This is a genomic window from Meiothermus sp., from assembly GCF_025056915.1.
In the GTDB taxonomy this organism is placed as follows: Bacteria; Deinococcota; Deinococci; order Deinococcales; family Thermaceae; genus Meiothermus.
This window is the reverse complement of sequence record NZ_JANWVH010000007.1, coordinates 14,548-36,341: the sequence shown is the minus strand read 5'-3', so window position 1 is coordinate 36,341 and position 21,794 is coordinate 14,548. Positions and strand designations below refer to the sequence as shown.

Genomic DNA, 21,794 nt, shown 5'->3' with positions numbered 1-21,794 from the left:
CTGGGGTATGGGTCTGTCAGGGTTGACACATGAAAAAAGTGCTTGCCCTTGTCTTTTTGGGGAACCTGGCCCTGGCCCAGGGACAACCCCAGGCGGGCACCTCGCCTTTTGTGGACGTGCCACCCTGTCACTGGGCTCGAGCTGCCGTAGAGGCCCTCTCACGCCCCGACCCCAACGCACGCCCCCTGCCCTCGGCCCTGTTGGCCGAGAACGCCTTGCGCCAGGTGTTCGAGGGGCTCAAGTGCCAGGATTCGGTCTGGAGCGAACGCTTTTTGCAAAACCCCGCACCAGGCTTTGGCCGCAGTGGGGTAACCCTTCAGAGCTTTGAGCTGGCGGGGTTGCAAACCCAGGTTGCGGGCAACCAGGCGTCCATCCGTTTCAGGCTGAGCGCCGCGCTGAACGGGGCCGCCGTGCAACGCAGCGGAACGGCCCGACTGGTCTTCGCTGAACAGGGCTGGAAGGTAGACTACAGCAGCCTGGCTACGCTGAACCTGCCGGTATTTCCGCGCTAGCAGGCAGCGGGTCGTCCTCAGGCCCCGGCTGGGCCGGCAACGCCCAAGCAACCCAGCGCTGAAACTGCTCCAAACCCCGGCGGAACATCCGGCTGCGCTTGTCGGCTTTTTTGCCCTTGCCGTCGGCGATGGGAACCAGCCCCCAGTTGGCGTTCATGGGCTGGAAGTTGTCGGGATTGGCGCTCGACAGGTAGCGCACCAGGCCGCCCAGCATGGATTCCTCGGGGGGCACCAGGGGTTCTTGGCCCTGAGCCAGGCGGGCCGCGTTGAGGCCGGCCAGAAAGCCCGTGGCAGCGGACTCGAGGTACCCCTCCACCCCGCAGAGCACCCCCGCCACCAAGAGGCGAGGGTGCCTCCGAAACTGCAGGGTGGGCTCAATCAGCCGGGGCGCACACAGGTAGGTGTTGCGGTGCATCACCCCGTAGCGCACGATCTCGGCGTTCTCCAGGCCGGGAATGCACTGCACCACGCTCTTCTGGTCGCCCCACTTGAGGCCCGTCTGGAAGCCCACCAGGCTCCACATCTGGCCCCGCCGGTCCTCGGCCCGTAGCTGTACCACCGCATAAGGTTCCCTGCCTGTGCGCGGATCGGGCAGCCCCACCGGCTTCAGGGGGCCAAAGCGCGGGGTATCGTAGCCCCGGCGGGCGATTTCCTCAATGGGCATACAGCCTTCGAAGAACTCGAGCTTCTCCCAATCGTGGGGGGTGTGCCGGCGGGCCTGGGTCAGCGTTTCATAAAAGCGCCGGTACTCGGCTTCGTTCATGGGGCAGTTGAGGTAGTCTGCCTGCTGGCCGTAGCGCCCTGCCCGGTAAGCGATGTCCAGGTTGATGCTCTCGCCCAACACCACCGGCGCCGCTGCGTCGTAGAAGCCCAGGAACTCCTCCCCCAGCAAGTCCTGCAGGTGCTCGGCCAGGGCATCGGAGGTGAGGGGGCCGGTCGCCAGCACCACCACACCGTCCTTTGGCAGCGTCGTTAGCTCAGCCCGCACCACCTCAATCCGAGGGTTGGCCTGAAGCACCGCAGTAATCTCCTGGGAGAACGCTTCCCGTTCGACGGCCAGCGCACCGCCCGCCGGAACCCGGTTGCGATCCGCCGACTGCAGGATGAGCGACCCCGCAGCTCGCATCTCAGCCTGCAGCAGCCCCTTGGCGTTGGTCTCGCCCTCACCGCCCAGGCTATTGGAGCAGACCAGCTCGGCAAAATGGGCGCTTCGGTGGGCCGGAGTCATCCGCACTGGCCGCATCTCGTAAAGCCGAACCTGCGCCCCCATGCGCGCAGCCGCGTAGGCCGCCTCTGCCCCCGACAAACCAGCCCCAATCACATGCACCCACATCATTCACGAAGTGTATACCAGCTTTCATCCGCTCTACAAACTTTAGGGCATCATGAGTCAAAACCAATCTTGCTTCCAATCTCTTTCCTACCTGTGCAGAAGCCCCAAGGGAGGTAGCCATGCGTTTCAGGGAGGAGTTGGTACTCAACATCCAGGCCCCACGAGAGGTGGTCTGGGCCGCCTTTCAGGATTTCTCGAGCTGGCCCACCTGGGCCAGGGCCATCAAAGAGGTCAGCCGGGTGGGCTCGGGCTGGCGCTTTAAGGCCCGTGGACAGCCCCCGGTCGACCTGGTCTGGGTCGCCGAGGCCACCGAACGCAGGCCTCCGGAATATCTGGCCTTCCGGAGCGTGCCGGGCGTACCTCATAACCTGGAAATTTCGGGCTGGGTACGCCTGGATGAGGCGCCGGATGGAAGCACCCACCTCGAGCTCTTGTTCGAGGGCCACCCGCATTACAGCTCGCCTCTTTTGGACAGGGCCGCCGACTGGTATGCCGCGGTGTTTGGCGAGCCCAACAAGCTCCTCAAGGTGACCTTTGAGCAGTTCAAGGCCCACCTGGAAAAATCCCACCATCAGCCTGAATTGTCCACAGCCATGACCTGATCTGGGGGCGAAGCAGCCTCCAGGAAGCGGGGGTTTCTTCCCTAGCCGCCCCCGACCCCCATACCGTAAGATGGGGTCATGGACAGAAGAATACGGGTGCTCATTGCCAAGCCTGGCCTGGACGGTCACGACCGGGGGGCCAAGGTGGTCGCTCGAGCCTTGCGCGATGCCGGAATGGAGGTCATTTATACGGGCTTGCGACAAACCCCGGAGATGATCGTCTCGGCTGCCCTGCAAGAAGACGTGGATGCCATCGGCCTATCGGTGCTGTCCGGCGCCCACATGCACTACTTCAGCGAGGTGCGGCGGCTCCTCGATGAGCAGGGCGCAGGCGACATCCTGCTCTTCGGGGGCGGTATTATTCCCGATGAGGACGTGCCCCACCTCAAGCAACTGGGCGTTGCCAGCGTTTTCGGCCCCGGCACCAGCACCCAGGACATTGTGGACTTCCTGAAGAAAGCCACCCCCGAACGATGGGCGGCCCAGGGCTGAGCTCCTCTGGAGCTTGACCCGACACCGGAGCAACCCCTATGGCGAAGCCCAGAGCCAAGCCCACCAAGGTCAAAAAAACCCCCCAAAAGGCCAGACCTGAGCCCCAGCCCACAGCCTGGGTCAGGGTTCCACCCGAAGACCAGGTTCCCGAGGACGTCCGGGTCTTGTTCGGGAAGTTTCAGGAAAAGACAGGTTTCGTGCCCAACGTGGCCCGCAACTTTGCCCTCACCCCGGAGCACTTCCTGCGCTGGTTCCGCTACTACGATTTTCTGATGCGCAACGAAGACCAGAGCCATCTGAGCCGCAAGGAGCGCGAGATGATTGCGGTGGTGGTCTCCTCGGCCAACCAGTGCGAATACTGTCTGGCCTCGCACAAGGCTTATTTACGCGAAATTACCGGCGACCCCGTGCTGCCGGATGTGCTTGCGGCCAACTTCCGCCGGGCCCATCTAACCCCCAGAGAACACGCACTCCTGGAGTTTGCCTACCAGATGACGGTAGATTCGGCGGTTATGAGCTCTGCCGACGTCCAGATGCTGCGGGCCCTGGGGCTGTCCGATGAGGCCATTTTTGAGGCGGCGCAGGTCGCAGCCATGTTCAACTTCACCAACCGCCTGGCCAACGCCCTGGGCTGGGTGCCCAACGAGGTGTACTACTTTCTGCACCGGGACAAACGGTAAACTGGTCTCATGGAAGGCATAAAGCCGTTTTCTTTATGGGCTCTGATTGCCCTTCTGGTGGGTGCTTTGGTCTACCTTGCCCAGTGGCAGGGCTGGCTTCCAGGCGCATTTCCCTTTTGGGCGCTGGGCGTGGTCTTGATTCTCGCCCTGGGGTTCGCCAACCTCCTGGCCAGGGGGCCTCGGTAGCCGGGCACGCCCCAGAACACCGCATTTCAAGTTCACTCCCGGTTGCAAACCCCGGCGATACAGCACTTTCTCCTTCTAGTCCCAACCGCTGAGGCACAAGGCGCTCCTTACCGACGTGGCCGCCCGGTCATACCAACTTTGCTAGAACCCTTTGCATACCATTGCAGCGGTGTGTCGGCGCAGGGGTTCGGGCGCAGGGGGCAGGTGTGAAAAACCCACCCTCCACCCCCGAATAGCCGAGCGAAGCGCTCGCAGAGACGAGGTTGTGAATAGACCCACACACACTGAGGCGCTAGATGTGAATGGGTTTGTCCCAGGTTGCCAGCGCCGCTTCCTTCAGAACCTCGGCCAGGGTCGGGTGTGCATGAGATGCCCTGGCCAGGTCCTCGGACGAGGCATGGAAGGCCATGGCAACGGCGGCTTCGGCGATTAGATCGCCGGCCCTGGGACCGATAATGTGGACGCCGAGTATGCGGTCGGTCTCAGCATGGGCCAGGATTTTGGCAAAGCCCTCGGTGTCGTTCATGGCCCGGGCCCGCCCGTTGGCCGAGAAGGGGAACGTGCCTTTCTTGTAGGGGACTCCGGCAGCCTTCAGTTCTTCCTCGCTCCTGCCCACCGAGGCAATTTCAGGGTGGGTATAGACCACGTTGGGAATCGAGTTGTAGTCCACGTGGCCGTATCCCGTGACCATATACTCGACCGCAGCGTAGCCTTCCTCTTCGGCCTTGTGGGCCAGCATGGGGCCCGCAATCACGTCGCCGATGGCGAAGATGTTGGGCACAGCGGTCTGGTAATGGGCATTGACCGGGATGCGGCCCCGCTCGTCGGTGGAAAGCCCCACGTTTTCCAGGCCCAGCCCCTCGGTGTTGGGCACCCGCCCGGTCGCCAGCAGCACCCGGTCGGCCACCAGCGGTTCACCGCCCTCGTATTCCACCCAGCCCTTGCCGTCTTTGCTGTAGGCGGCGGTTACCCGCACCCCGGTGCGGATGTCCAGGCCCTGTTTTTTGAAGATTTTTTCCGCCGCGCGCGCGATTTCGCCATCCATCCCGCCCAGAATGGTGGGCAGGTATTCCAGCACCGTCACTTTGGAACCGAGGCGGTTCCAGACCGAGCCCAGCTCGAGGCCAATCACCCCGCCTCCAATCACCACCAGCGTCTCGGGCACCTTGGGGTAGGCAATGGCCTGGTCGGATGTGCCTACGATGTCGTAATCGAGCTCCACGCCCTTCAGTGAGGCCGGTTTGGAGCCGGTTGCAATCAGGATGCGCTCGGCCTCGAGTTCCTGCACCCCTTCCGGCCCCTCGACCACCACCTTGTTGGGAGCCACTATCCGGCCATGCCCCAGGTAGCGGGTCACCTTGTTCTTCTTGAATAGGTAGTCAATGCCTCCGGTGTTGGCCCGGACCACTTTGTCCTTGTGGGCCATTAGGGCCGGCAGGTCGAGCTCGGCCTGGCCGATTCGAACCCCGATGATCTGGTTCATCTCAGCCGCGTGAATTTTCTCGCTGGCCTCGAGCAGCGCCTTGGAGGGAATGCAGCCCACCCTTAGGCAGGTGCCACCCAGGGCCGCTTCTTTCTCGATGCAAGCCACATCCAGCCCGAGCTGGGCGGCCTTGATGGCGGCCACATAGCCCCCAGGCCCCGCTCCGATAACCACCAGTTGATGCTTTGGCATAAAACCTCATCCGTTGCAGATAGCAAACACAGCTCGAGCTAGACTTCCAGCGCCAGCCGCACCGGGTTCTCGATAAGCTCCTTGACCCGCTTGAGGAAGGTCACGGCCTCACGCCCGTCTACGATGCGGTGGTCGTAGGAGAGGGCCAGGTTCATCATGGGACGGATCACCACCGCGCCGTTTTTGGCCACGGGGCGCTCGACGATGGCATGCATGCCCAGAATGCCCACCTGCGGCGGGTTGATGATGGGGGTGGAGTTGAGCGAGCCGTAGATGCCGCCGTTGGTGATGGTAAAGGTGCCCCCCATCAGCTCCTCGGGCTTGATTTTCTTGGAGCGCACCCGTTCACCGTAATCGGCGATGATGGCCTCAATCTGGGCCATGCTGAGCTGTTCGGTGTTGCGAATCACCGGCACCACCAAACCCTCGCCCCCGCCCACCGCAATCCCGATATCGTAGTAGCGGTGGTAAACGATGTCGGTGCCGCGAATCTCGGCATTGAGCTGGGGAATTTCCTGCAGGGCCTGGGTGACCGCCTTCACAAAGAAGCTCATAAAGCCCAGCTTGACCCCGTATTTCTTCTGAAAAGCCTCGCCAAACTCCTTGCGAAGCTCCATCACCGCGCCCATGTCGGCCTCGTTGAAGGTGGTGAGCATGGCGGTGTTCTGCTTGGCCGAGAGCAACCGCTCGGCAATACGCCGTCGCAATGGGGTCATGGGTACCACATCGTCGCGGCGCTCACCTCTGGCCGTCATCGGCGCCGGGGGGCTGGGCTGGGGTGCAGGGGGTGGGGCTGCCCGTTGCACGTCCTCTTTGAGCACCCGTCCGCCGGGGCCGGTTCCCTGTAGGCTGGCCGCCTGGATGCCCGTCTGGGCGGCCAGCCGCTCTGCAGAGGGCATGACTTTTGCTTCCGCTACGGCCACACCTGGGCTGGGCGCCGGCGGCTGGACGGGCGGGGCCGCCGGGGCGGCAACCGAAGCCACAGCCCCCTCCTCCAGCAGGGCGACCACATCCCCCACTTTGGCCTGTCCGCTGGGGATGAGGATTTTTGCCAATCGCCCCTGCGCGGGTGAGGGTAGTTCCAGGGTGGCCTTGTCGGTCACAAGCTCCACCAGGGGCTCGTCCGCCCCCACCAGGTCGCCCTCTTTCTTGAGCCACTGTCCAATTTCCACTTCGGTGATGGATTCTCCCACTGCGGGAATCTTGAGTTCCAAGGCCATGCTGCCTCCCATTCCGGGGTGCCGAAGCACCTCAACCGGTTCAACTTTACTGCAAGTGAGGGCCAGGGGTTTCCCAAACCATGAACGGGCCTGTTTTGAGTGGAAAGCCCCTCACCCTCTGCCACCCTGAGTCAAGAGGTTCGGCCTCCAAGACCCGTACCCCACGCCCCTTACAAACCCAGGGCCGCCGATACAATCGCCTTTTGCTCCTTGTCGTGCACCTTCTTGGAGCCCACCGCCGGACTGCTGGACTCGGGGCGGGCCACCACGCTCAAGGGGTGACCAAAGATGCGGTCGCCAAAGCGAGCCCGGATGAACCACCAGGCCCCCATGTTGGCCGGTTCTTCCTGGGTCCAGACCACTTCGGTCTGGGCGGGGTACTGCGCCAGGGCAGCCTCGAGTTCCCGCATCGGAAAGGGGTAGAGCTGCTCCAGGCGGATGATGGCAACGTCCTCCCTGGCCGCCGCCCTCCGGGCCGCCTCGAGGTCGTAGTACACCTTGCCCGAGCAGAGCACCACCCGCTTGATTTCGGCGCCGGGGCTGCCCGCAAGCACCCGCTGGAAGCGGCCCTGGGCCAGTTCCTCCAGCCTCGAGACGGCATCGGGGTTGCGCAGCAGGCTCTTGGGGGTCATGACGATTAAAGGCTTGCGCCAGGGGCGCACCACCTGACGGCGCAGCAGGTGAAAGTACTGCGCGGGGGTGGTGGGGTAGGCCACCTGCATGTTGTCGTTGGAGCAAAGCTGCAAGAAGCGCTCGAGGCGGGCGCTGCTGTGCTCAGGGCCGCCGCCCTCCATGCCGTGCGGCAGCAGCAAAACAATCCCGGAAAGCCGGCTCCACTTGGCCTCAGCCGAGGCGATGAACTGGTCAATGATGACCTGAGCGGTATTTACAAAATCGCCGTACTGGGCCTCCCAGCCCACCAGCGCCTCGGGCATGTCCAGGCTGTAGCCGTACTCGAAGCCCAGCACCGCCGCTTCAGACAGCGCCGAATTGTAAAGCTCCACCGGCGCCTGGCCTTCGGCCAGATGATGGGCGGGAATGTAGCGTTCGCCGGTCAGGTGGTCGGTGTAGCCGCCGTGCCGCTGGGTAAACGTGCCACGAACCACATCCTGGCCCGAAAGCCGCACCGGATGACCCTCCACTGCCAGCGAGGCAAAGGCCAGCATCTCGGCGGAGGCCCAGTCCAGCGGGCGCTTGTTCTGGCCCATCTCGCGGCGGCCTTCCACAAACTTGGTGAGCTTGGGGTGCAGGTTGAACCCCTCCGGCAGGCGGGTCAGGCTCTCCATCAGGGCCGAGAGCTTTTCCTGGGGCACCCCTGTCTCCGGGTCGGGCACGCCCTCCTCGGGGCCGCCCAGAAAGCCCTTCCACACCCCACCGCCGGCAGGGGGACGGGTGGGGGTCGGCTCACGCCGGGCCCCCGAGAAGGCCGCCTCGAGGGTGTCCTGGTACTGCTTGGCCAGCTGGTTGCAGCCCTCCTGGGTGCAGAGGCCCTCCTCCACCAGCCTGGCCTGGTAACTCAGGTACAGGGGCTTTTTGGCCGCTATGCGGCGGTACATATCGGGCTGGGTAAAGCTGGGCTCGTCCGTCTCGTTGTGGCCGCGCTTGCGGTAGCCGATCAGGTCAATGAACACGTCGCGCTTGAAGGTCTTGCGAAACTCCATCGCCAGCTCCACCACCCCCACCAGCGCCTCGGGGTCCTCGGCGTTGACGTGGAAAATGGGGGACTCGAGCATCTTGGCAATCTCGGTCGAGTAGCGTCCGGCCGTGTATTCGTGCGGCTCGGTGGTAAAGCCGACCTGGTTGTTGAGGATGATGTGCACCGCTCCCCCCACGGTGTAGGCCGGAATCCCCGAGATGTTCAGGGTTTCCTGCACAATTCCCTCACCAATGAAGGCCGCATCCCCATGCACCAGCAACAGCATGCCTTTCTCGCGCTTGCGATCCCCAAAGCGGTCTTGCTTGGCGCGGGTGCGGCCCATCGCCACCGGCGCCACGAACTCGAGGTGCGAGGGGTTGAAGTTGAGCGACAGGTGCACATTGCCATAGGGCGTGGTTAGGTCGTTGGAGTAGCCCAGGTGGTATTTCACGTCGCCGTGGTAGCCCTCGGGGAAGTGCTCCTCAAACTCCAGAAAAATGTCCCGCAAGGGCTTTCTAACCACATTGGCCAGCACGTTCAGGCGGCCCCGGTGGGCCATCCCCATGACCACCTCCACCACCCCTTGCCGGGCGGCGCTCTCGAGGGTCAGGTCGAGCAGTGGAATCAGGGATTCGGTGCCTTCCAGGCTGAAGGTCTTGGCCCCCAAATACTTCTTTTGCAGGAACTCTTCAAACAGGGTGGCCTGCATCAGGCGCTCGTGCATCTTCTTCTTCTGCTCAGCCGTGGGCCGGGCAAACCCGGCGGCCAGACGGGCCTCAATCCAGTTGCGCACCGCCGGATCATCGAGGTGGCCGTACTCGATGCCCACCGTTCCGCCAAACCGGGCCTTGTACTGCTCCAAAACCGCCCGCAAGGTTGGCGCACCCAGTTCCACTGGAACCGGGCGATCCAGATCGGCCTCGCTCAGACCGAAAAAGCTGGGGTCAAGCTCGGGTGGGGTGCGGCGCTCGCGCTCCAGCGGGTCTATGCGTGCGACCAGATGACCGCGCTCCCGGTAGGTACGCAAAAATCGCACCGCGCGCAAAAAAAACGAGGCCAGTTCCGACACCGAGGCCCCGTCCAACGGTTCTCGCTGGGCCACCTGGCCATTTCCGCCGCCGGTCTCGGCCTGAACAGCGTGGAAATAACTGGACCATTCGGGCGGAATGGATGCTGGGTTTTGCTCGTATTCCTGGTAGAGGGCCTCCAAAAAGGCCAGGTTCGAACTGTCCACTGCACGTTCCATACTCACGGTTCCTTAGTCTACTAGGTTCACTGCCGACCAAACGTGCCAGGTTACAATAAAAAGGCGCCCGGATGCCTTTTACATCCAGTTTGATGTGGCCCCTGGCCTGCCGGTTGGGCGAGATAATCGAGGAGCATGCGCCTGGCCCCTAGACCCCCCGCCGCGCAGCCCTGCCCTCCGAGCTTTTCACTGAGCCAGGGTGTCAGTCTTTGCAGCAGCCTCGAGGTCCAGCCGTGTAATCCCCCCCGCCGAGTGGGTCACATAAGCGACCCTGACCATACCCCACATAATCTCCAGGCTGTCCGGATGGTGGTCGGCCTTTTCGGCCTGGAGGGCCACCTTGACCGCAAAGGCCACCCCTTCAGCATAGGTATCAAACACAAAGGTTTTCTCAATGCGGCCTTCCTTCAGGGCCCAGCCCGGAAGGTCTTGCAGGGCAGTCCGAACTTCCTCGTTGTTTAGTCTGATGGCCATGGTGCGCCTCCCTGGGCTGCTGTGCCCGATGCCCCTGAGCATGCCCGAGTTTTATTCTGGTTTGCAAGACCCCAAAAGAGTGTGCTATACTCCGCGATGGCGCTTTTTTTGGGAGGTGTCCCCGAGCCGCCCAACAAAAGGCAAATCAAATCCTGCAACGGCGTTGGTAGGCGCCGATGCAAAATGGAGAAAGCTGTGTTCAAGACGTTTGTTCCTGAACCAAGAGAACCCGCTTGGGTGCTGATTGATGCCAAGGGCCAGCCCATCGGACGGGTGGCCTCCAAGATCGCCGCCGTGCTGCGCGGCAAGCACAAGCCCGACTTCACCCCCAACATGGCCACCGGCGATTGCGTGGTGGTCATCAATGCCGACAAGGTGATCCTGAAGGGCTCCAAGCCCCGCACCAAGGTCTATACCCGCTACTCGGGCTACCCCGGCGGTCTCAAGCGCACGGTGGGCGCGGTGATGCTGGCCGAAAAGCCGGTCAAGGCCGTTGAGCACGCGGTTAAGGGTATGCTGCCCAAAGGCCCCCTGGGCAACATTATGTTCCGCCGCCTCAAGGTTTATGCCGGCGCCAACCATCCCCATGCAGCCCAGAAGCCCGTCAAGATGGAGGTCGAATAATGGAACAGTACTACGGCACGGGCCGTCGCAAAACCAGCGTGGCGCGGGTTTTTTTGCGTCCGGGCAGCGGCAAAATTGAGGTCAATGGCATGGCCTTTACCGACTACTTTGGCGGCCTGGTCAAGGCCGTTTCGGCCCTGGAACCCCTGCGGCGGGTGGATGCCGTCAACCGCTTTGATGCCTACATCACTGTGGAAGGCGGTGGCAAGGCCGGGCAGGTAGATGCCATCCAGCTCGGCATTGCCCGCGCCCTGGTGAACTACAACAGCGACCTGCGGGCCAAGCTCAAGCCAGCGGGGCTGCTCTCACGCGACCCCCGCGAAGTCGAACGCAAGAAGTACGGCAAGCACAAAGCCCGCCGTGCTCCGCAGTACAGCAAACGCTAGAAACCGAACCCCCAAGCCCCCGCCTTCCTGGTGGGGGCTTTTTTTTAGCTGAGGGCGTATCCTGGGGCATTATCCAGGCTGAGGTCAGGCAAATCGTGGATGCCAAAGACTGGCTCTGGGCAAGGTGGTGGTCCGGGGCGGAACCGAAGCGTTCGGGCTCGAGCGCCTCCTGGGCAACCTTGCGGCCAGCTTTCCAGCAAGCCCAACCGACCTGGGCGGCCTGTACAAAATCTGGCAACAGGTGGCCTCCAGGAGACAGGACTGGCTGGTCTCTGCCAACCCGGAGGCCGGGGTTGCCTATCATTTCACCGACGGTAAGGCCCACAACAGCGCCCGCGAAATTGTCCTGCACTATACGAGCCACACACACTTCCATAGAGGGCAGTTGGCCAGCCAGTTTATCGCGCCCTTCACAGACCTGGCCACCTATCCAGGCGGCCAGTGTTCTGTCCAGGACAAAGCCTTCTTGTAGTCGAATGGCTTAAATATGTGAAAAGCGCTCTAGGCTTCGGTTTCTTCCAGGTCGCTTTCCAGCTCACCCGCCTCGGGGTTCTTTTTCATGACCTCGCGCAGCACGGCGGTGGCATAGGCCCCTTTGGGCAGAAAAAAACCGACCCATAGCCCCTCCGGGGCCTCCTCTACAAAGGCTTCCGTAAGGGGAAAGCGAATCAGGCGACGGTCGCCCCGGCGGGAGGCAAAATGGTGGCGCTCGAGCTCGTATTTCTGCAAAATCCGATCCTCGAGGGCCCGGGCGGCTCCCTCAGCTTCGCGGTATTTCTTGCCGTACAAAGCGCCCGTTGCGCTGATTTCAAAGCGCAGCGCGCGGGGGTTTTCCTGGGCTGCATCTTTCACCACAAACTCCCCGCCGGTATCGTGTTTTTTGGCTATATCTCCCTCGATGACCTTATCGAATAGCCCCTCCTCCAGGCGCAGGGCCAGCCAGTCGTTAAACAGGAGGCTTTGCAGGCTGGCTAGCAAAAATTTTTTGAGCCAGGAGGGGCTGTGCACCTTGCCTTTTTTGACCAGTTCGTAGCCCTTGACCGGGTTCATCCCTCCAAGGCCGAAGCGCTGGGGGCCGTAGTAGTTGGGTACCCCTTGGCGCTCGAGCACCCGCAGGATGGCTTCAACCTGCTCTTTAGGCCCGACCCCGGCGGGCCCTGGCTCGCTCTGGCCTCGAGCCTGCCGAATCAAAATGCGAAAGCGGTTGCCCCGCAAATGCCCTACCCGAAGCTTGTGGGGGTGCAGCCCCCAGTCCAGCACCCGCAGGTTTTGCAGTTCCTGCAAGCGCTCCAGGCGCTGTTGGTAGCGGGCCGGGATGCTGAACCACTGTCGGGTCAGGGCGTGCTTGTCCTTGAGGCCCGCCACCCCGATGTGGGCTTCGTTGATGTGTAGCCGGTCTCGGATGAACTCGAATACGGCCCTTGTGGTCAGGCCCTCTTTCTCAATAAGCACCAGGAGGTGTTCGCCCTGGCCCAGGGGGGCATAGGCCGGCACTTCATAGACCTGAAAATCGCTGGGTTGATGGCGGATGACCCCATCCACCCCAGGCAGTTCGGGGGTGAGGTAAGGGTAGATATCAAAGTCAAAGCGAAGATTGGGAAATGAGGCCATAACCAATAGCATATAGGGGTGGATTCTGTAGATGTAAGTTGGCTGGAAGCCCAGTTTGCCAACCACCTGACCCGCCTGGTGCCGGAGGGCAGTCTAGTTGCGGCGGTGTCGGGCGGCGGTGATTCGGTGGCCCTGCTGCTCCTTCTGACGTCCACCCCCCGCAAAGTGGTGGTGGCCCACCTCGATCACTCCCTGCGCGAGGGCTCGGCTGCCGACGCCCTGTGGGTCAGGTCGCTGGCCGAACGCCTGGGGTATCCCTTTGAATCGGAGAAACTCAATGTCGCCCAGATTGCCGGCGAGCGCGGGGAGAACCTCGAGGCCACCGCTCGAGACCTGCGCTATGGTTTTCTGGCCAAGGTAGCCAAGAAGCACGGCGCTCAGGCCATCCTGACCGCCCACACCGAGGACGACCAGGCCGAGACGGTGCTGTTGCAACTATTGCAGGGCACCGGGCGGGGCTTGGGGATGCGCCCCAGGCGGGGTAAGGTGGTGCGCCCTTTGCTCGAGGTCAGCCGCAGCACCCTGCGGGCCTACCTGCGCAGCAAGAACCAGGACTGGCTTGAGGACATCAGCAACGCCGACACCTCGATGGATCGCAATTTCCTGCGCCATGAAATTGTTCCCCGGCTGAAAGACCGCTTCCCCCAGACCAACGCCTCCCTCTCCCGCTTTGCCGCCATCTCCCAGCTCGACGATGAGGCCCTGGACCCCCTGGCCGCCCAGCTGCTGCTGCGGGATCGGCGCTGGCCCTGTCCGGCTTTTCGCGTGGCCCCGCTGCTTCAGGCCCCAGCCGGACTGCGACGCCGGGCTTTACGGCAGATGCTCGAGCAGGTTCAGCTGCGGCCCGAGGCGGGCTGGATTACCCAGCTCGAGCGGGCCTTGCAGGGCGAGGCTTTTACCCTGCCCGAAGGCTGGCAGGTCCGCCGCCGCGACGGCACCCTGTTTCTGATTCCGCCCGTTGTGGATGCCTTTCCGCCCTGGCGGGGCTCGAGGCTCCCCAAGCCGGGTGACCAGATTGACCTGCCGGAGGGCCGGGTCAGGCTGGTGGATTTCTTCACAGAACACAGCGTTCCCACCGAGCTCAAGCAGGTCTGGCCGGTGCGTGCAGTGGAGGAGGTGGTGCAGGAAGTCTGGAACCTCTGGCCCGAGTCGGATGACCTCGAGCACATGCGGACGGCCCTCGAGCAGGCCAGGCGGGCCCTGGAACAGGGCGAAGTGCCCATCGGGGCGGTGGTGGTCTGGGATGGCCTTGAACTGGCCACAGCCCACAACCTGGTGGAGCAAAGCCAGGACGCCACCGCCCATGCCGAGCTGCTGGCCCTGCAGAAAGCCCTGCTCAAGAGGCAGGCCAAGGTACTCCCGGGAGCCACCGTCTACGTTACGTTGGAGCCCTGTCCGATGTGCTTTGGCGCCCTCGTGGAAGCCCAGGTGCGGCGGGTGGTCTACGCCGTGGAGAACCTCAAGGCCGGGGCCGTCACCGTCCACCGCCTGAGACCGCCCTTCGAGTGGGAAGGCGGCTGGCTCGAGCGCGATTCAGCCAGGCTGCTCAGGGGCTTTTTTGCACAAAAACGCGCCTCGAAATGAGCCTGGAGCGCTCTTCACATAAGCCATTCGAGTTTTAGAAAGCCTGGTTCTGAACAGAACAGGGGCCGCCTGGAAACTCGAAAACATGCGTCTCGGCCCAGACGCAACGCAGACAACCGTGCCTCACCGAGGTAAGGCACGTCTCTTTGTCCCTTCTCGTTTTCGTGGGCGGCCACGTCTGTGAGGAGCGCGATAAGGCTGAACGCTCAATGCCGAGAGGCCATCAATATGCCCCCAGTTCGTACGCCGGATTCCGTTGCCCGCATCAACAACCGCGCACAGCGATCTTGCGGACGCGCCGACCCCTGGCCTTCGGCCCGCAACGTTTGCCTGGGCACTGGCCTCTCTGCAACCCTGCAACAGTCAGAAATTTCAGGCGCACAAGCAACTTTCAACAATCCTCCAGGTGAGAGAAGGTTCAAGGGGGAAGTGGGTCTCCCCCAGCAACCCCCCACCCCCATCCCCTGCCTCTTTGCTCCTACAGTTTGCATAGCGTTCAAGCAAGGTTGGTCCAGAACCTCCACTCCGCGCCCCAAGGGCTTGAAGATCCGTTACTTCAAGACCACATGAACCCGACAGCCCGCCCCCAAAACGTATACTGGGAAGGGTTACATGGTGCGTGTGTGGATGCTTATATTCGTGTTGCTGGGGGCCGCCCACGCCCAGCAGGATTTGCTGCTGCGGGTCTTGCTGGCCGAAGCCCCGGCAGGCAGCCTTCAACTGGGGCCGCACCAGCGCAACAGCGCCCTTGGTAGCCAGGATTTCGGCGCAGGCACCCTGCGGGTCACGGCTGGTTCGGGCGAGGTGCTGGTAGACGGCAAAAGTGCCGGGCCGTGGGTGGAGTTTGCGCCGGCGGATGGTTTCACTTTTGCAGGACGCAACTACCGGGGCAACCTGCTGGCAGTGTGGCAGGCCGGGCGGCTGCTTTTCATCAACCGGGTCTGGCTCGAGGACTACCTGCTGGGGGTGGTACCCGGAGAGGTTCCTGCCTCGTTTCCGGGGGCGGTGCTGCAAGCCCAGGCCATACTGGCCCGCACCTTCGCGCTCTATCGCCTGAACCCCCAGGGCCTTTACGACCTCTGCTCGAGTGAGCGCTGCCAGGTGTACCTCGGTCGCTCGGTGGAGACCCCCCGCCACACCAGCGCCGTCTACGCCACCCGCAGCCTGATCGTAAGCTACAACCAAAGGCCCATCACCGCGGTCTATCACGCCGACTCCGGAGGCTACACCGCCGCCGCCGCCGAGGTCTGGGGCAGTGCAGTTCCTTATCTGATTGCCCGCCCCGACCCCTTTGCCATAAGCCCGGATGGCCTCTGGAGCCGAACCCTCTCACCAGAGGCAGTAGCCCGCAGCCTGGCCAGCCAGGGCATTCAGGTAGGCACCGTGCAGGGCCTTGCACCCATGTACCTGAGCGAGAGCGGTCGTCCCCTGCGTCTTCGTATTGTGGGTAGTAGCCGGAGCGTGGAGCTCGACGCCCCCCAGTCCACCCGGCTGTTGCGCGGCCTGGGGCTCCCCTCCACCCGTGTGCGCTTCGATGGCTGGCAGGTCATTGGACAAGGAAGGGGCCACGGGGTGGGCATGAGCCAGTGGGGCGCCCGCGGACTGGCCCTCCAGGGCTGGGATTTCCGGCAAATTTTGGGCTACTACTACCCCGGCACTTTCCTCAGCAGCTTCGAGGTGGTGGCAGGCCTGCAAGAACAACTCCATCGAGCCGGATACCCTACATTCCCCACCCGCGCCGGTTTTGGGTTACAGACCCTTGCAACCCAAGTACAAGCACCAACCACCCGGCGCTTCCCTTTTGGGCCTGTTCAGTTTTAGGGATTCGTGTCCAGGGCCAGCTTTGAGCGCTCTTCACATTTTTTGAGCCACTCGAGTTCGAGAACGCCTGGTTCTGAACAGAACAGCGGCCGCCCATCCAGGCGGCCACGTCTGTGAAGAGCGCGATTGGCACACAGTCGTAATACCCACACCCGCCTACAGATTTTCAAAGAGTGATAGCCCTCGAGCCCCTGGTTGGGGAGGGTATCGGACAGGCCCCCCATTTGCTGGTTGCGTGAAGGGCCAGGTCAGCAAGCCCGTGCGGGTGCGGTTGTCCGGGCTTTGATGCAAAACAGTACGCATCGTTTTTTGTTGAAGATATCGAAATTTATGGCCCCAGACCATAAACCATCGCCTCCCTGCTGCGGGCCTTCACTTGCAATCTGGGTCAATCTACCATTCTCATAACATTTTCTTGCTTATATTGAAGCATGACCCTGCGAAGCTTGTGGCTCAGCGGTGTGGTGGTGCTTGGAATGGTCAGCCCGGCCCTGGCCTCGCCCGCCCAGGATTTATTTGACCAGGCCACTTTCCTGATTGGTTTTTATTACAATGGCCCGTCCAAAGTTGCCCACTTTCGGGAACTGCGGCGGCAGTACCAGCCCCAGCTAGACCAGCTCTGCGCCCTCGAGCGCGAACGGTGTGGCTTCGACAAGGCCAAACAGGTCATCGCCCGGATTATTCAGGACATCGCCGACCCCTTTACGGTGCTGATGACCCGTGAACAACTCATAGACGACCAGCGCTACGGGGCCGGACTGGGGCCCGCCGCCCCCAGGATTGGCGTCTGGGTGCGCGAAAGCCCAAGGGGGCTGGTGGTCAGCGAAGCCTTCCCCGGCGAGCCCGCTTTCGAGGCGGGGTTGCGGCGCGGCGACCTGATAACCCAGATTGGCGCTCAAGCCGCCACCCTGGCCCGGCTCGCCGCAGCCGAGGCTTCCCGCACGGCCTTTAGCCTCAGCTACAGCCGCCAGGGCACGGCCCGCACGGTCAACCTTACCCCCCGAGTGGCCGAAGCCACCATGCGACCCCGCCTCGAGATCAACAACAACATCGCCTACCTGCGCATCTATCACCTCTACAGCTCCGACAACTACTCCACCGCCGAGCGCGTCCACGACGCCGCCCGCCGGGCCGAGCAGGCCGGGGCCCGGGGCATGGTGATTGACCTGCGCGACGCCCTGACCGGCTACGACTCCGAGGCCCTGCTGGCCGCCGCCGCCTTTACCGGCAAGGGCGGCTTTATCTACGACCGGCGCTTCCAGGGGCAGGACGAAACCCACACGGTCGAAAATGGCAAGCTGTTTGTGCAAACCGAGGGTGGTGATAAGGAGGAGCAAAGCGCGGTAGAGCGGCCTTATCTGGCACGCCTGCCGGTGGTGGTGCTGGTCAACCGCCTCACCATCAACTCCGCCGAGATGCTGGCTTATTTCCTGCAATCTGCGGGCCGGGCCAAGGTGGTGGGCGAAGCAACCGCGGGGGCCCTGGGGATGTCCGGCAGCGCCGAGGGCCCCCTGATTAATGGCGAGTTTATTGCGGTCTCTTCGCTGCGCATGCGCAACCTCGATGGCTCGCCTTTCCCCCTCAGGGTAACCCCGGATGTGGCGGTAGCAGACGACCTCGAGGCCCTGATCGCGGGGCGCGATGTGGTGCTGGAACGCGCCCTGGAAATGCTGCGGTAGGTGGATGTTATGCGCAAACTGTTGGCAACCCTGGCCCTGGTGCTTGGCTCGCTCTCGCTGGCCTCGCCCGCCCAAGACCTTTTCGACCAGGCCAGCTTCTACGTGGAGTTTTATTACAACGGCCCGGCCACCCTCAACCTCAAAGAGCTGACCAGCCGCTACCAAAGCGAGCTGGATCGCGCCTGCGCTCCCCAAAAAGACACCTGCCCCTACGACCAGGCGGTGCCCATCATCCAGCGCATGGTTGCCGAGTTGAACGACAACCACACCTATTACCTGAGCCCCGAAGCCCTGCGCGGAACCCGCGAAAGCCGCCAGGGCAACGCGCCCTCGCGCACCCTGCGCATCGGCGTGACCCACCTGCCCATTCCGGGCTCGCGCGACCGTCTGGTGGTGGATGTGGTGGAGGGGGGCCCCGCCGACGAGGCCGGACTGGCCTACGGCGACCGCATCATCGCCGTCAATGGGCGCCCCCTGAGCGAGCTGCCCGACGACAATCAGGCTGCGCAGTTCCTGGTGCAGTCGGTGCAGTCGGGCCGCCCGGTGGTGCTGACCATCCTGCGGGGGCCGGAGCGCCAGCGCCTCGAGATCACCCTGACCGGTCGTGAAATCAACCTGGCCCGCTTCCCCTCCCTCAAAATGAGGCCCGACGGGGTGGCGGTGCTCAAAATCCCCGACTTCGACGCCCAGGGCCAGGTGGGCCGCCGGGTGCACGAGCTGGTGCGCGAGGCCCAGCAGAAAAACGCCCGGGCGATGGTTCTGGAGCTGCGCGGCAACAGCGGCGGTCTGCTCAACGAGATGATCTACTCGGCGGCGGCCTTCCTGGACGAGCCTTATGTAGCCCTGCTCGACCGCTACCAGACCGAGCGCACCGAATTTCGCATCCGCGATGGGCGCTTTTTCGTGACCCGCAATGGCCAGAGCGAAAACGCCAGCCTGCCTATCCTGGCCCGCTGGCGCGGCCCCCTGGTGGTGCTGATAGACGAAAACACCGCCTCGGGCGGGGAGTACCTGGCTTCCGCCATCCAGAAAGCCAAACTGGCGCCTTTGGTGGGGGTCGCCACCCTGGGCATTGGCAACACCACCACCCGCCCCCTCAACCTGATCAACGGCGGGGCCCTGAGCATCTCCTATAACCGCGCCTTTTTTGCCGATGGAACCCCCTACCCGGCTCGAGCCACCCCGGACTTTGTGGTGGAAAACTCCCTCGAGCAACTGGCCAATACCGGGCGCGACCTGCCGTTTGAAAAAGCCCTGGAAGCCCTCGGCATCAAGGCGGGCAGGTAGGGCGAGAAAGCATGGTCCTGGATAGAACCGTGGCGGCCTGGATGGTCAGCTAAGCCTGTGCTACCAACCTTACACAGCAAAGATACCCATACACGCCCACAAAAGAGTGATAGCCCTCAACCCCCTCCCTACCGCGTAGGGGAAGGTTGGGGAGGGTTTATGTCAGGGCCCTCATTTCACATGATGGCTTGTGGGGCCATGTCAGCAACCCCACCTGGCTTTCCCGAAGAGGTAGGGGAGGAACCGAGCGAGGCCAGGCCAGGATTAATCACCGCGCGGGGTTGGTTGTACGGGCTTTTATGCAACGCAGGTTTAGGCGCGCAAGCTTTCAAGGAAGCACAGGATGGGAGTGGGTGGCCGGAGGTGGGGGGTACCTGTCCCCAACGCCCTGACCCCTGCTTCAACTCTCCGCTTCGATTGTATGCAAGAGGCACGCAATAAAGGCCACAGAGCCGGGTGGAAGGCTCCCCCGGCCCCGCACAAAAAGCGGCTACTTTACGAGTTCGACCAGAGCCAGTTGGGTGCCATCGCCCCGGCGACGCTCGGCCAGCTTCAGCACGCGGGTGTAGCCGCCGGGACGGTCGGCATACCGCGGAGCGATTTCCTCAAACAGCTTCTTGACCAGCTTGGGGTCGTGCAGGTCGCGCAACACCTGGCGGCGCAGGTGGTTGCGCCGGGCGTAGGCCGCCAGCTCTTCGGGCGTGGCCATGCGCTCGCCTTCCTGTAGGGGCAGCTCCTTGCCGTTCTTGTCCCGGCGCTTGGTGAAGCGCACATTGTCGGGCACGCTGAGGGTGGGGGCTTTCTTGGCAGCAGAAATCAGGCTGTCCACATAGCCTGCCAGCTCCTTGGCCTTGGGGATGGTGGTGGTGATTTTCCCCTCCTCCGAGAGCAGCAGGCTCTTGGCCAGGTTGCGGAACAGGGCCACGCGATGCGAAGAGTTCCGATTGAGTTTTCTTCCAGCTTTCCGGTGACGCATTTTTGCTCCTTGGGAGCGTCGAGGGCTAAGCGACGCTAGTCTTTCATTACCAGCCCGTGCTGGGCCAGGCAGTCCTTAATCTCTTGCAGGCTGCGGTCGCCAATGCCCGGCACTTTCTTGAGTTCGCGCTCGGAGAGGGCCAGCAGGCTTTCCACGCTCTCGATGCCCTCCTCCTTGAGGTTGTGCAAAACGCGGGTGGTCAGGCCCAGGTCGTCCAGGGTAAGACCCACTCCCTTGGCCACCGGGGCTGCCGGAGCCGGGGCAGCAGAAGCCGCAGGGGCGGCTGTGGCCGTGGCCGGGGCGGGCTTGTGTTCGAAGCGCACTACTGGCGACTGATCGAAGAAGCCGAGTTGTTCGCGCAGGATGGCCACCGATTGTTGCAGCGCATCCATGGGCGAAACCGAGCCGTTGGTCCAGACCCGCAGGGTCAGCTTGTCCAGGTCGGTGCGCTGGCCCAGACGGGTATCCTCCACCTGGTAGGCCACCCGGCGCACGGGCGAGTAGAGGGCATCCACCGGAATCGAGGAGATCCGGTCTTTGATGCCGTGTTTTTCTGCCGGCACATAGCCGGTGCCTTCATCTACCCGCACCTCCATGACCAGCTTGCCCTTCTCTTCCAGCGTTGCAATGTACTGGTCGGGGTTGACCACCTCGGCATCGGGGGGGCACTCGAGGTCCCGGGCATACACCACCTTGGGGCCGGTGGCCCGAAGGGTGAGGGTCTTGGGGCCGCTGCCCGGATTGGCAAAGCGCACGACCAGCTCCTTGAGGTTCAGGATGAGCTGAATGGCATCTTCCTTGACCCCTGGAATGGTGGAAAACTCGTGCAGCACGTCTTCGATGTAAACGCTGGTGACGGCGGTACCGGGAATCGAGGACAGCAAAATTCGACGCAGCGGGTTACCCAGGGTCACGCCGAATCCCCGCTCGAGGGGCTCGAGCACAAACTCGCCGTAGTTCCCGTCAATGCGGGCGTTGAAAACAGGGGCTTTGGTCTTGGTGGTTTCCAAAATTTCCTCCTCTGGAGGTGTCGAGGGGGGTCTGAGGGGCTTGACCCGGCCTCGACGCTAGGCTCACAACGCTTACCTCGAGTAGAACTCGATCACCAACTGTTCGTTCACCGGCAGCGAGAGCATTTCCCGCTCGGGTACGCGCAGGAAGCGCCCGGTCATGGTGTCGGCGTTAAATTCCAGCCAGGGGAAGGCCTTGCGGTTCTTGAAGCGTTCGACGTTCTGGACGATAAAGTCCATTTTCTTGGCCTTCTCCGATACCTTGATTTCGTCCCCTTGACGCAGGCGATAGCCGGGAACCGTCACCCGCCGACCGTTGACCAGAATGTGACCGTGGCGCACAAACTGCCGGGCCTGGCGGCGGGTCGAGGCAATGCCCAGGCGGAACACCACGTTGTCCAGACGGCTCTCGAGCAGTTGCAGGAAGACCGTACCGGTCACGCCTTTCTTGCGGCTGGCCTCTTCGAAGAGGTTGCGGAACTGCGTTTCCGAGACATCGTAGATGAAGCGCAGTTTTTGCTTCTCGCGCAGGCGCACCGCGAAGTCGGAGGGACGGCCCTTGCGCTTCTGGCCGTGCTGGCCCGGCGCATACGGGCGGCGATCCAGGTATTTTTGAACTTTTTCGGTCTCGGCCACGTTCACCCCAAGGTGACGCGCCACTTTTACGATTGGCCCTCTATAACGACCCATTCTCTCTCCTCCATCGGTCGGGTAGCCAGACTGCTCTCAGCGCTCTCCCAACCGGGTTCCCCAGACCAGC

21 protein-coding genes are annotated in these 21,794 nt (G+C 63.0%); 12 read left to right on the top strand and 9 right to left on the bottom strand.

Annotation, left to right across the window (positions count from 1 at the left end; genetic code table 11):
• The first annotated feature begins 29 nt into the window (after positions 1-29).
• Entirely contained in the window at positions 30-512 is a 483-nt protein-coding gene (locus NZN28_RS02365) for a hypothetical protein (protein WP_295395166.1), read from the top strand.
• On the opposite strand, the gene trmFO is transcribed toward NZN28_RS02365, so the two are convergent.
• Positions 481-1,848 (bottom strand): methylenetetrahydrofolate--tRNA-(uracil(54)-C(5))-methyltransferase (FADH(2)-oxidizing) TrmFO, encoded by a 1,368-nt coding sequence (trmFO, locus tag NZN28_RS02360; RefSeq protein WP_295395165.1) that lies wholly within the window; start codon positions 1,846-1,848, stop codon positions 481-483. The genes NZN28_RS02365 and trmFO overlap by 32 nt on opposite strands.
• Positions 1,849-1,964: 116 nt before the next feature.
• Between trmFO and NZN28_RS02355 the strand changes: the two genes are divergently transcribed.
• The 4 genes from NZN28_RS02355 to NZN28_RS02340 all read left to right on the top strand — a co-directional run bounded on the left by NZN28_RS02355 (position 1,965) and on the right by NZN28_RS02340 (position 3,805).
• The gene (locus tag NZN28_RS02355) at positions 1,965-2,447 is read left to right on the top strand and encodes an SRPBCC family protein (RefSeq protein WP_295395164.1); all 483 of its coding nucleotides are present in this window, start codon (positions 1,965-1,967) and stop codon (positions 2,445-2,447) included.
• Between the two features lie 78 nt (positions 2,448-2,525).
• A complete protein-coding gene (locus NZN28_RS02350) occupies positions 2,526-2,939 on the top strand; it encodes a cobalamin B12-binding domain-containing protein (protein WP_295395163.1) in 414 nt (137 codons plus the stop codon).
• Between the two features lie 38 nt (positions 2,940-2,977).
• A complete protein-coding gene (locus tag NZN28_RS02345) occupies positions 2,978-3,619 on the top strand; it encodes a peroxidase-related enzyme (RefSeq protein ID WP_295395162.1) in 642 nt (213 codons plus the stop codon).
• A gap of 9 nt (positions 3,620-3,628) precedes the next feature.
• On the top strand, positions 3,629-3,805 hold the full coding sequence (locus NZN28_RS02340; protein ID WP_295395161.1) for a hypothetical protein: 177 nt from the start codon (positions 3,629-3,631) through the stop codon (positions 3,803-3,805).
• Positions 3,806-4,097: 292 nt separating this feature from the next.
• On the opposite strand, the gene lpdA is transcribed toward NZN28_RS02340, so the two are convergent.
• From lpdA to NZN28_RS02320, 4 genes are all read right to left on the bottom strand, one after another.
• Positions 4,098-5,480 carry a dihydrolipoyl dehydrogenase gene (lpdA, locus tag NZN28_RS02335; RefSeq protein ID WP_295395160.1) on the bottom strand — a complete coding sequence of 461 codons (1,383 nt, stop codon included), beginning with the start codon at positions 5,478-5,480 and terminating at the stop codon, positions 4,098-4,100.
• Between the two features lie 38 nt (positions 5,481-5,518).
• Positions 5,519-6,700: a 2-oxoglutarate dehydrogenase complex dihydrolipoyllysine-residue succinyltransferase gene (gene odhB, locus NZN28_RS02330; RefSeq protein WP_295395159.1), complete on the bottom strand. Its 1,182-nt coding sequence runs from the start codon at positions 6,698-6,700 to the stop codon at positions 5,519-5,521.
• 170 nt (positions 6,701-6,870) lie between these two features.
• The gene (locus tag NZN28_RS02325; protein ID WP_295395158.1) at positions 6,871-9,582 is read right to left on the bottom strand and encodes a 2-oxoglutarate dehydrogenase E1 component; all 2,712 of its coding nucleotides are present in this window, start codon (positions 9,580-9,582) and stop codon (positions 6,871-6,873) included.
• A 186-nt stretch (positions 9,583-9,768) separates the two neighbouring features.
• Entirely contained in the window at positions 9,769-10,056 is a 288-nt protein-coding gene (locus NZN28_RS02320) for a 4a-hydroxytetrahydrobiopterin dehydratase (RefSeq protein WP_295395157.1), read from the bottom strand.
• 183 nt (positions 10,057-10,239) lie between these two features.
• Between NZN28_RS02320 and rplM the strand changes: the two genes are divergently transcribed.
• The 3 genes from rplM (at position 10,240) to NZN28_RS02305 (ending at position 11,538) form a co-directional block, all read left to right on the top strand.
• Entirely contained in the window at positions 10,240-10,680 is a 441-nt protein-coding gene (gene rplM / locus NZN28_RS02315; RefSeq protein ID WP_295395156.1) for a 50S ribosomal protein L13, read from the top strand.
• Entirely contained in the window at positions 10,680-11,066 is a 387-nt protein-coding gene (gene rpsI, locus NZN28_RS02310; RefSeq protein WP_295395155.1) for a 30S ribosomal protein S9, read from the top strand. The genes rplM and rpsI overlap by 1 nt, the downstream gene beginning before the upstream one ends.
• A 127-nt stretch (positions 11,067-11,193) precedes the next feature.
• Complete coding sequence (locus tag NZN28_RS02305; RefSeq protein ID WP_295395154.1) at positions 11,194-11,538, top strand: hypothetical protein; 345 nt, start codon at positions 11,194-11,196, stop codon at positions 11,536-11,538.
• Between the two features lie 29 nt (positions 11,539-11,567).
• Here NZN28_RS02305 and truD read toward each other — a convergent pair whose 3' ends face one another.
• Positions 11,568-12,677 (bottom strand): tRNA pseudouridine(13) synthase TruD, encoded by a 1,110-nt coding sequence (gene truD / locus NZN28_RS02300; RefSeq protein ID WP_295395153.1) that lies wholly within the window; start codon positions 12,675-12,677, stop codon positions 11,568-11,570.
• Positions 12,678-12,695: 18 nt separating this feature from the next.
• Here truD and tilS point away from each other — a divergent pair, with 18 nt between their 5' ends.
• The 4 genes from tilS (at position 12,696) to NZN28_RS02280 (ending at position 19,048) form a co-directional block, all read left to right on the top strand.
• A complete protein-coding gene (gene tilS / locus NZN28_RS02295) occupies positions 12,696-14,261 on the top strand; it encodes a tRNA lysidine(34) synthetase TilS (RefSeq protein ID WP_295395152.1) in 1,566 nt (521 codons plus the stop codon).
• Positions 14,262-14,873: 612 nt separating this feature from the next.
• Positions 14,874-16,082: a SpoIID/LytB domain-containing protein gene (locus tag NZN28_RS02290; RefSeq protein WP_295395151.1), complete on the top strand. Its 1,209-nt coding sequence runs from the start codon at positions 14,874-14,876 to the stop codon at positions 16,080-16,082.
• A gap of 431 nt (positions 16,083-16,513) precedes the next feature.
• Positions 16,514-17,761, top strand: a complete 1,248-nt coding sequence (locus tag NZN28_RS02285; RefSeq protein ID WP_295395150.1) for a S41 family peptidase — start codon at positions 16,514-16,516, stop codon at positions 17,759-17,761.
• Positions 17,762-17,770: 9 nt separating this feature from the next.
• Positions 17,771-19,048 carry a S41 family peptidase gene (locus NZN28_RS02280; protein ID WP_295395149.1) on the top strand — a complete coding sequence of 426 codons (1,278 nt, stop codon included), beginning with the start codon at positions 17,771-17,773 and terminating at the stop codon, positions 19,046-19,048.
• A gap of 490 nt (positions 19,049-19,538) precedes the next feature.
• On the opposite strand, the gene NZN28_RS02275 is transcribed toward NZN28_RS02280, so the two are convergent.
• From NZN28_RS02275 to rpsD, 3 genes are all read right to left on the bottom strand, one after another.
• On the bottom strand, positions 19,539-20,024 hold the full coding sequence (locus NZN28_RS02275) for a bL17 family ribosomal protein (RefSeq protein WP_295395148.1): 486 nt from the start codon (positions 20,022-20,024) through the stop codon (positions 19,539-19,541).
• A gap of 35 nt (positions 20,025-20,059) precedes the next feature.
• Complete coding sequence (locus NZN28_RS02270; protein WP_295395147.1) at positions 20,060-21,034, bottom strand: DNA-directed RNA polymerase subunit alpha; 975 nt, start codon at positions 21,032-21,034, stop codon at positions 20,060-20,062.
• 72 nt (positions 21,035-21,106) lie between these two features.
• A complete protein-coding gene (gene rpsD / locus NZN28_RS02265) occupies positions 21,107-21,724 on the bottom strand; it encodes a 30S ribosomal protein S4 (protein ID WP_295395146.1) in 618 nt (205 codons plus the stop codon).
• Between the last annotated feature and the right edge of the window lie 70 nt (positions 21,725-21,794).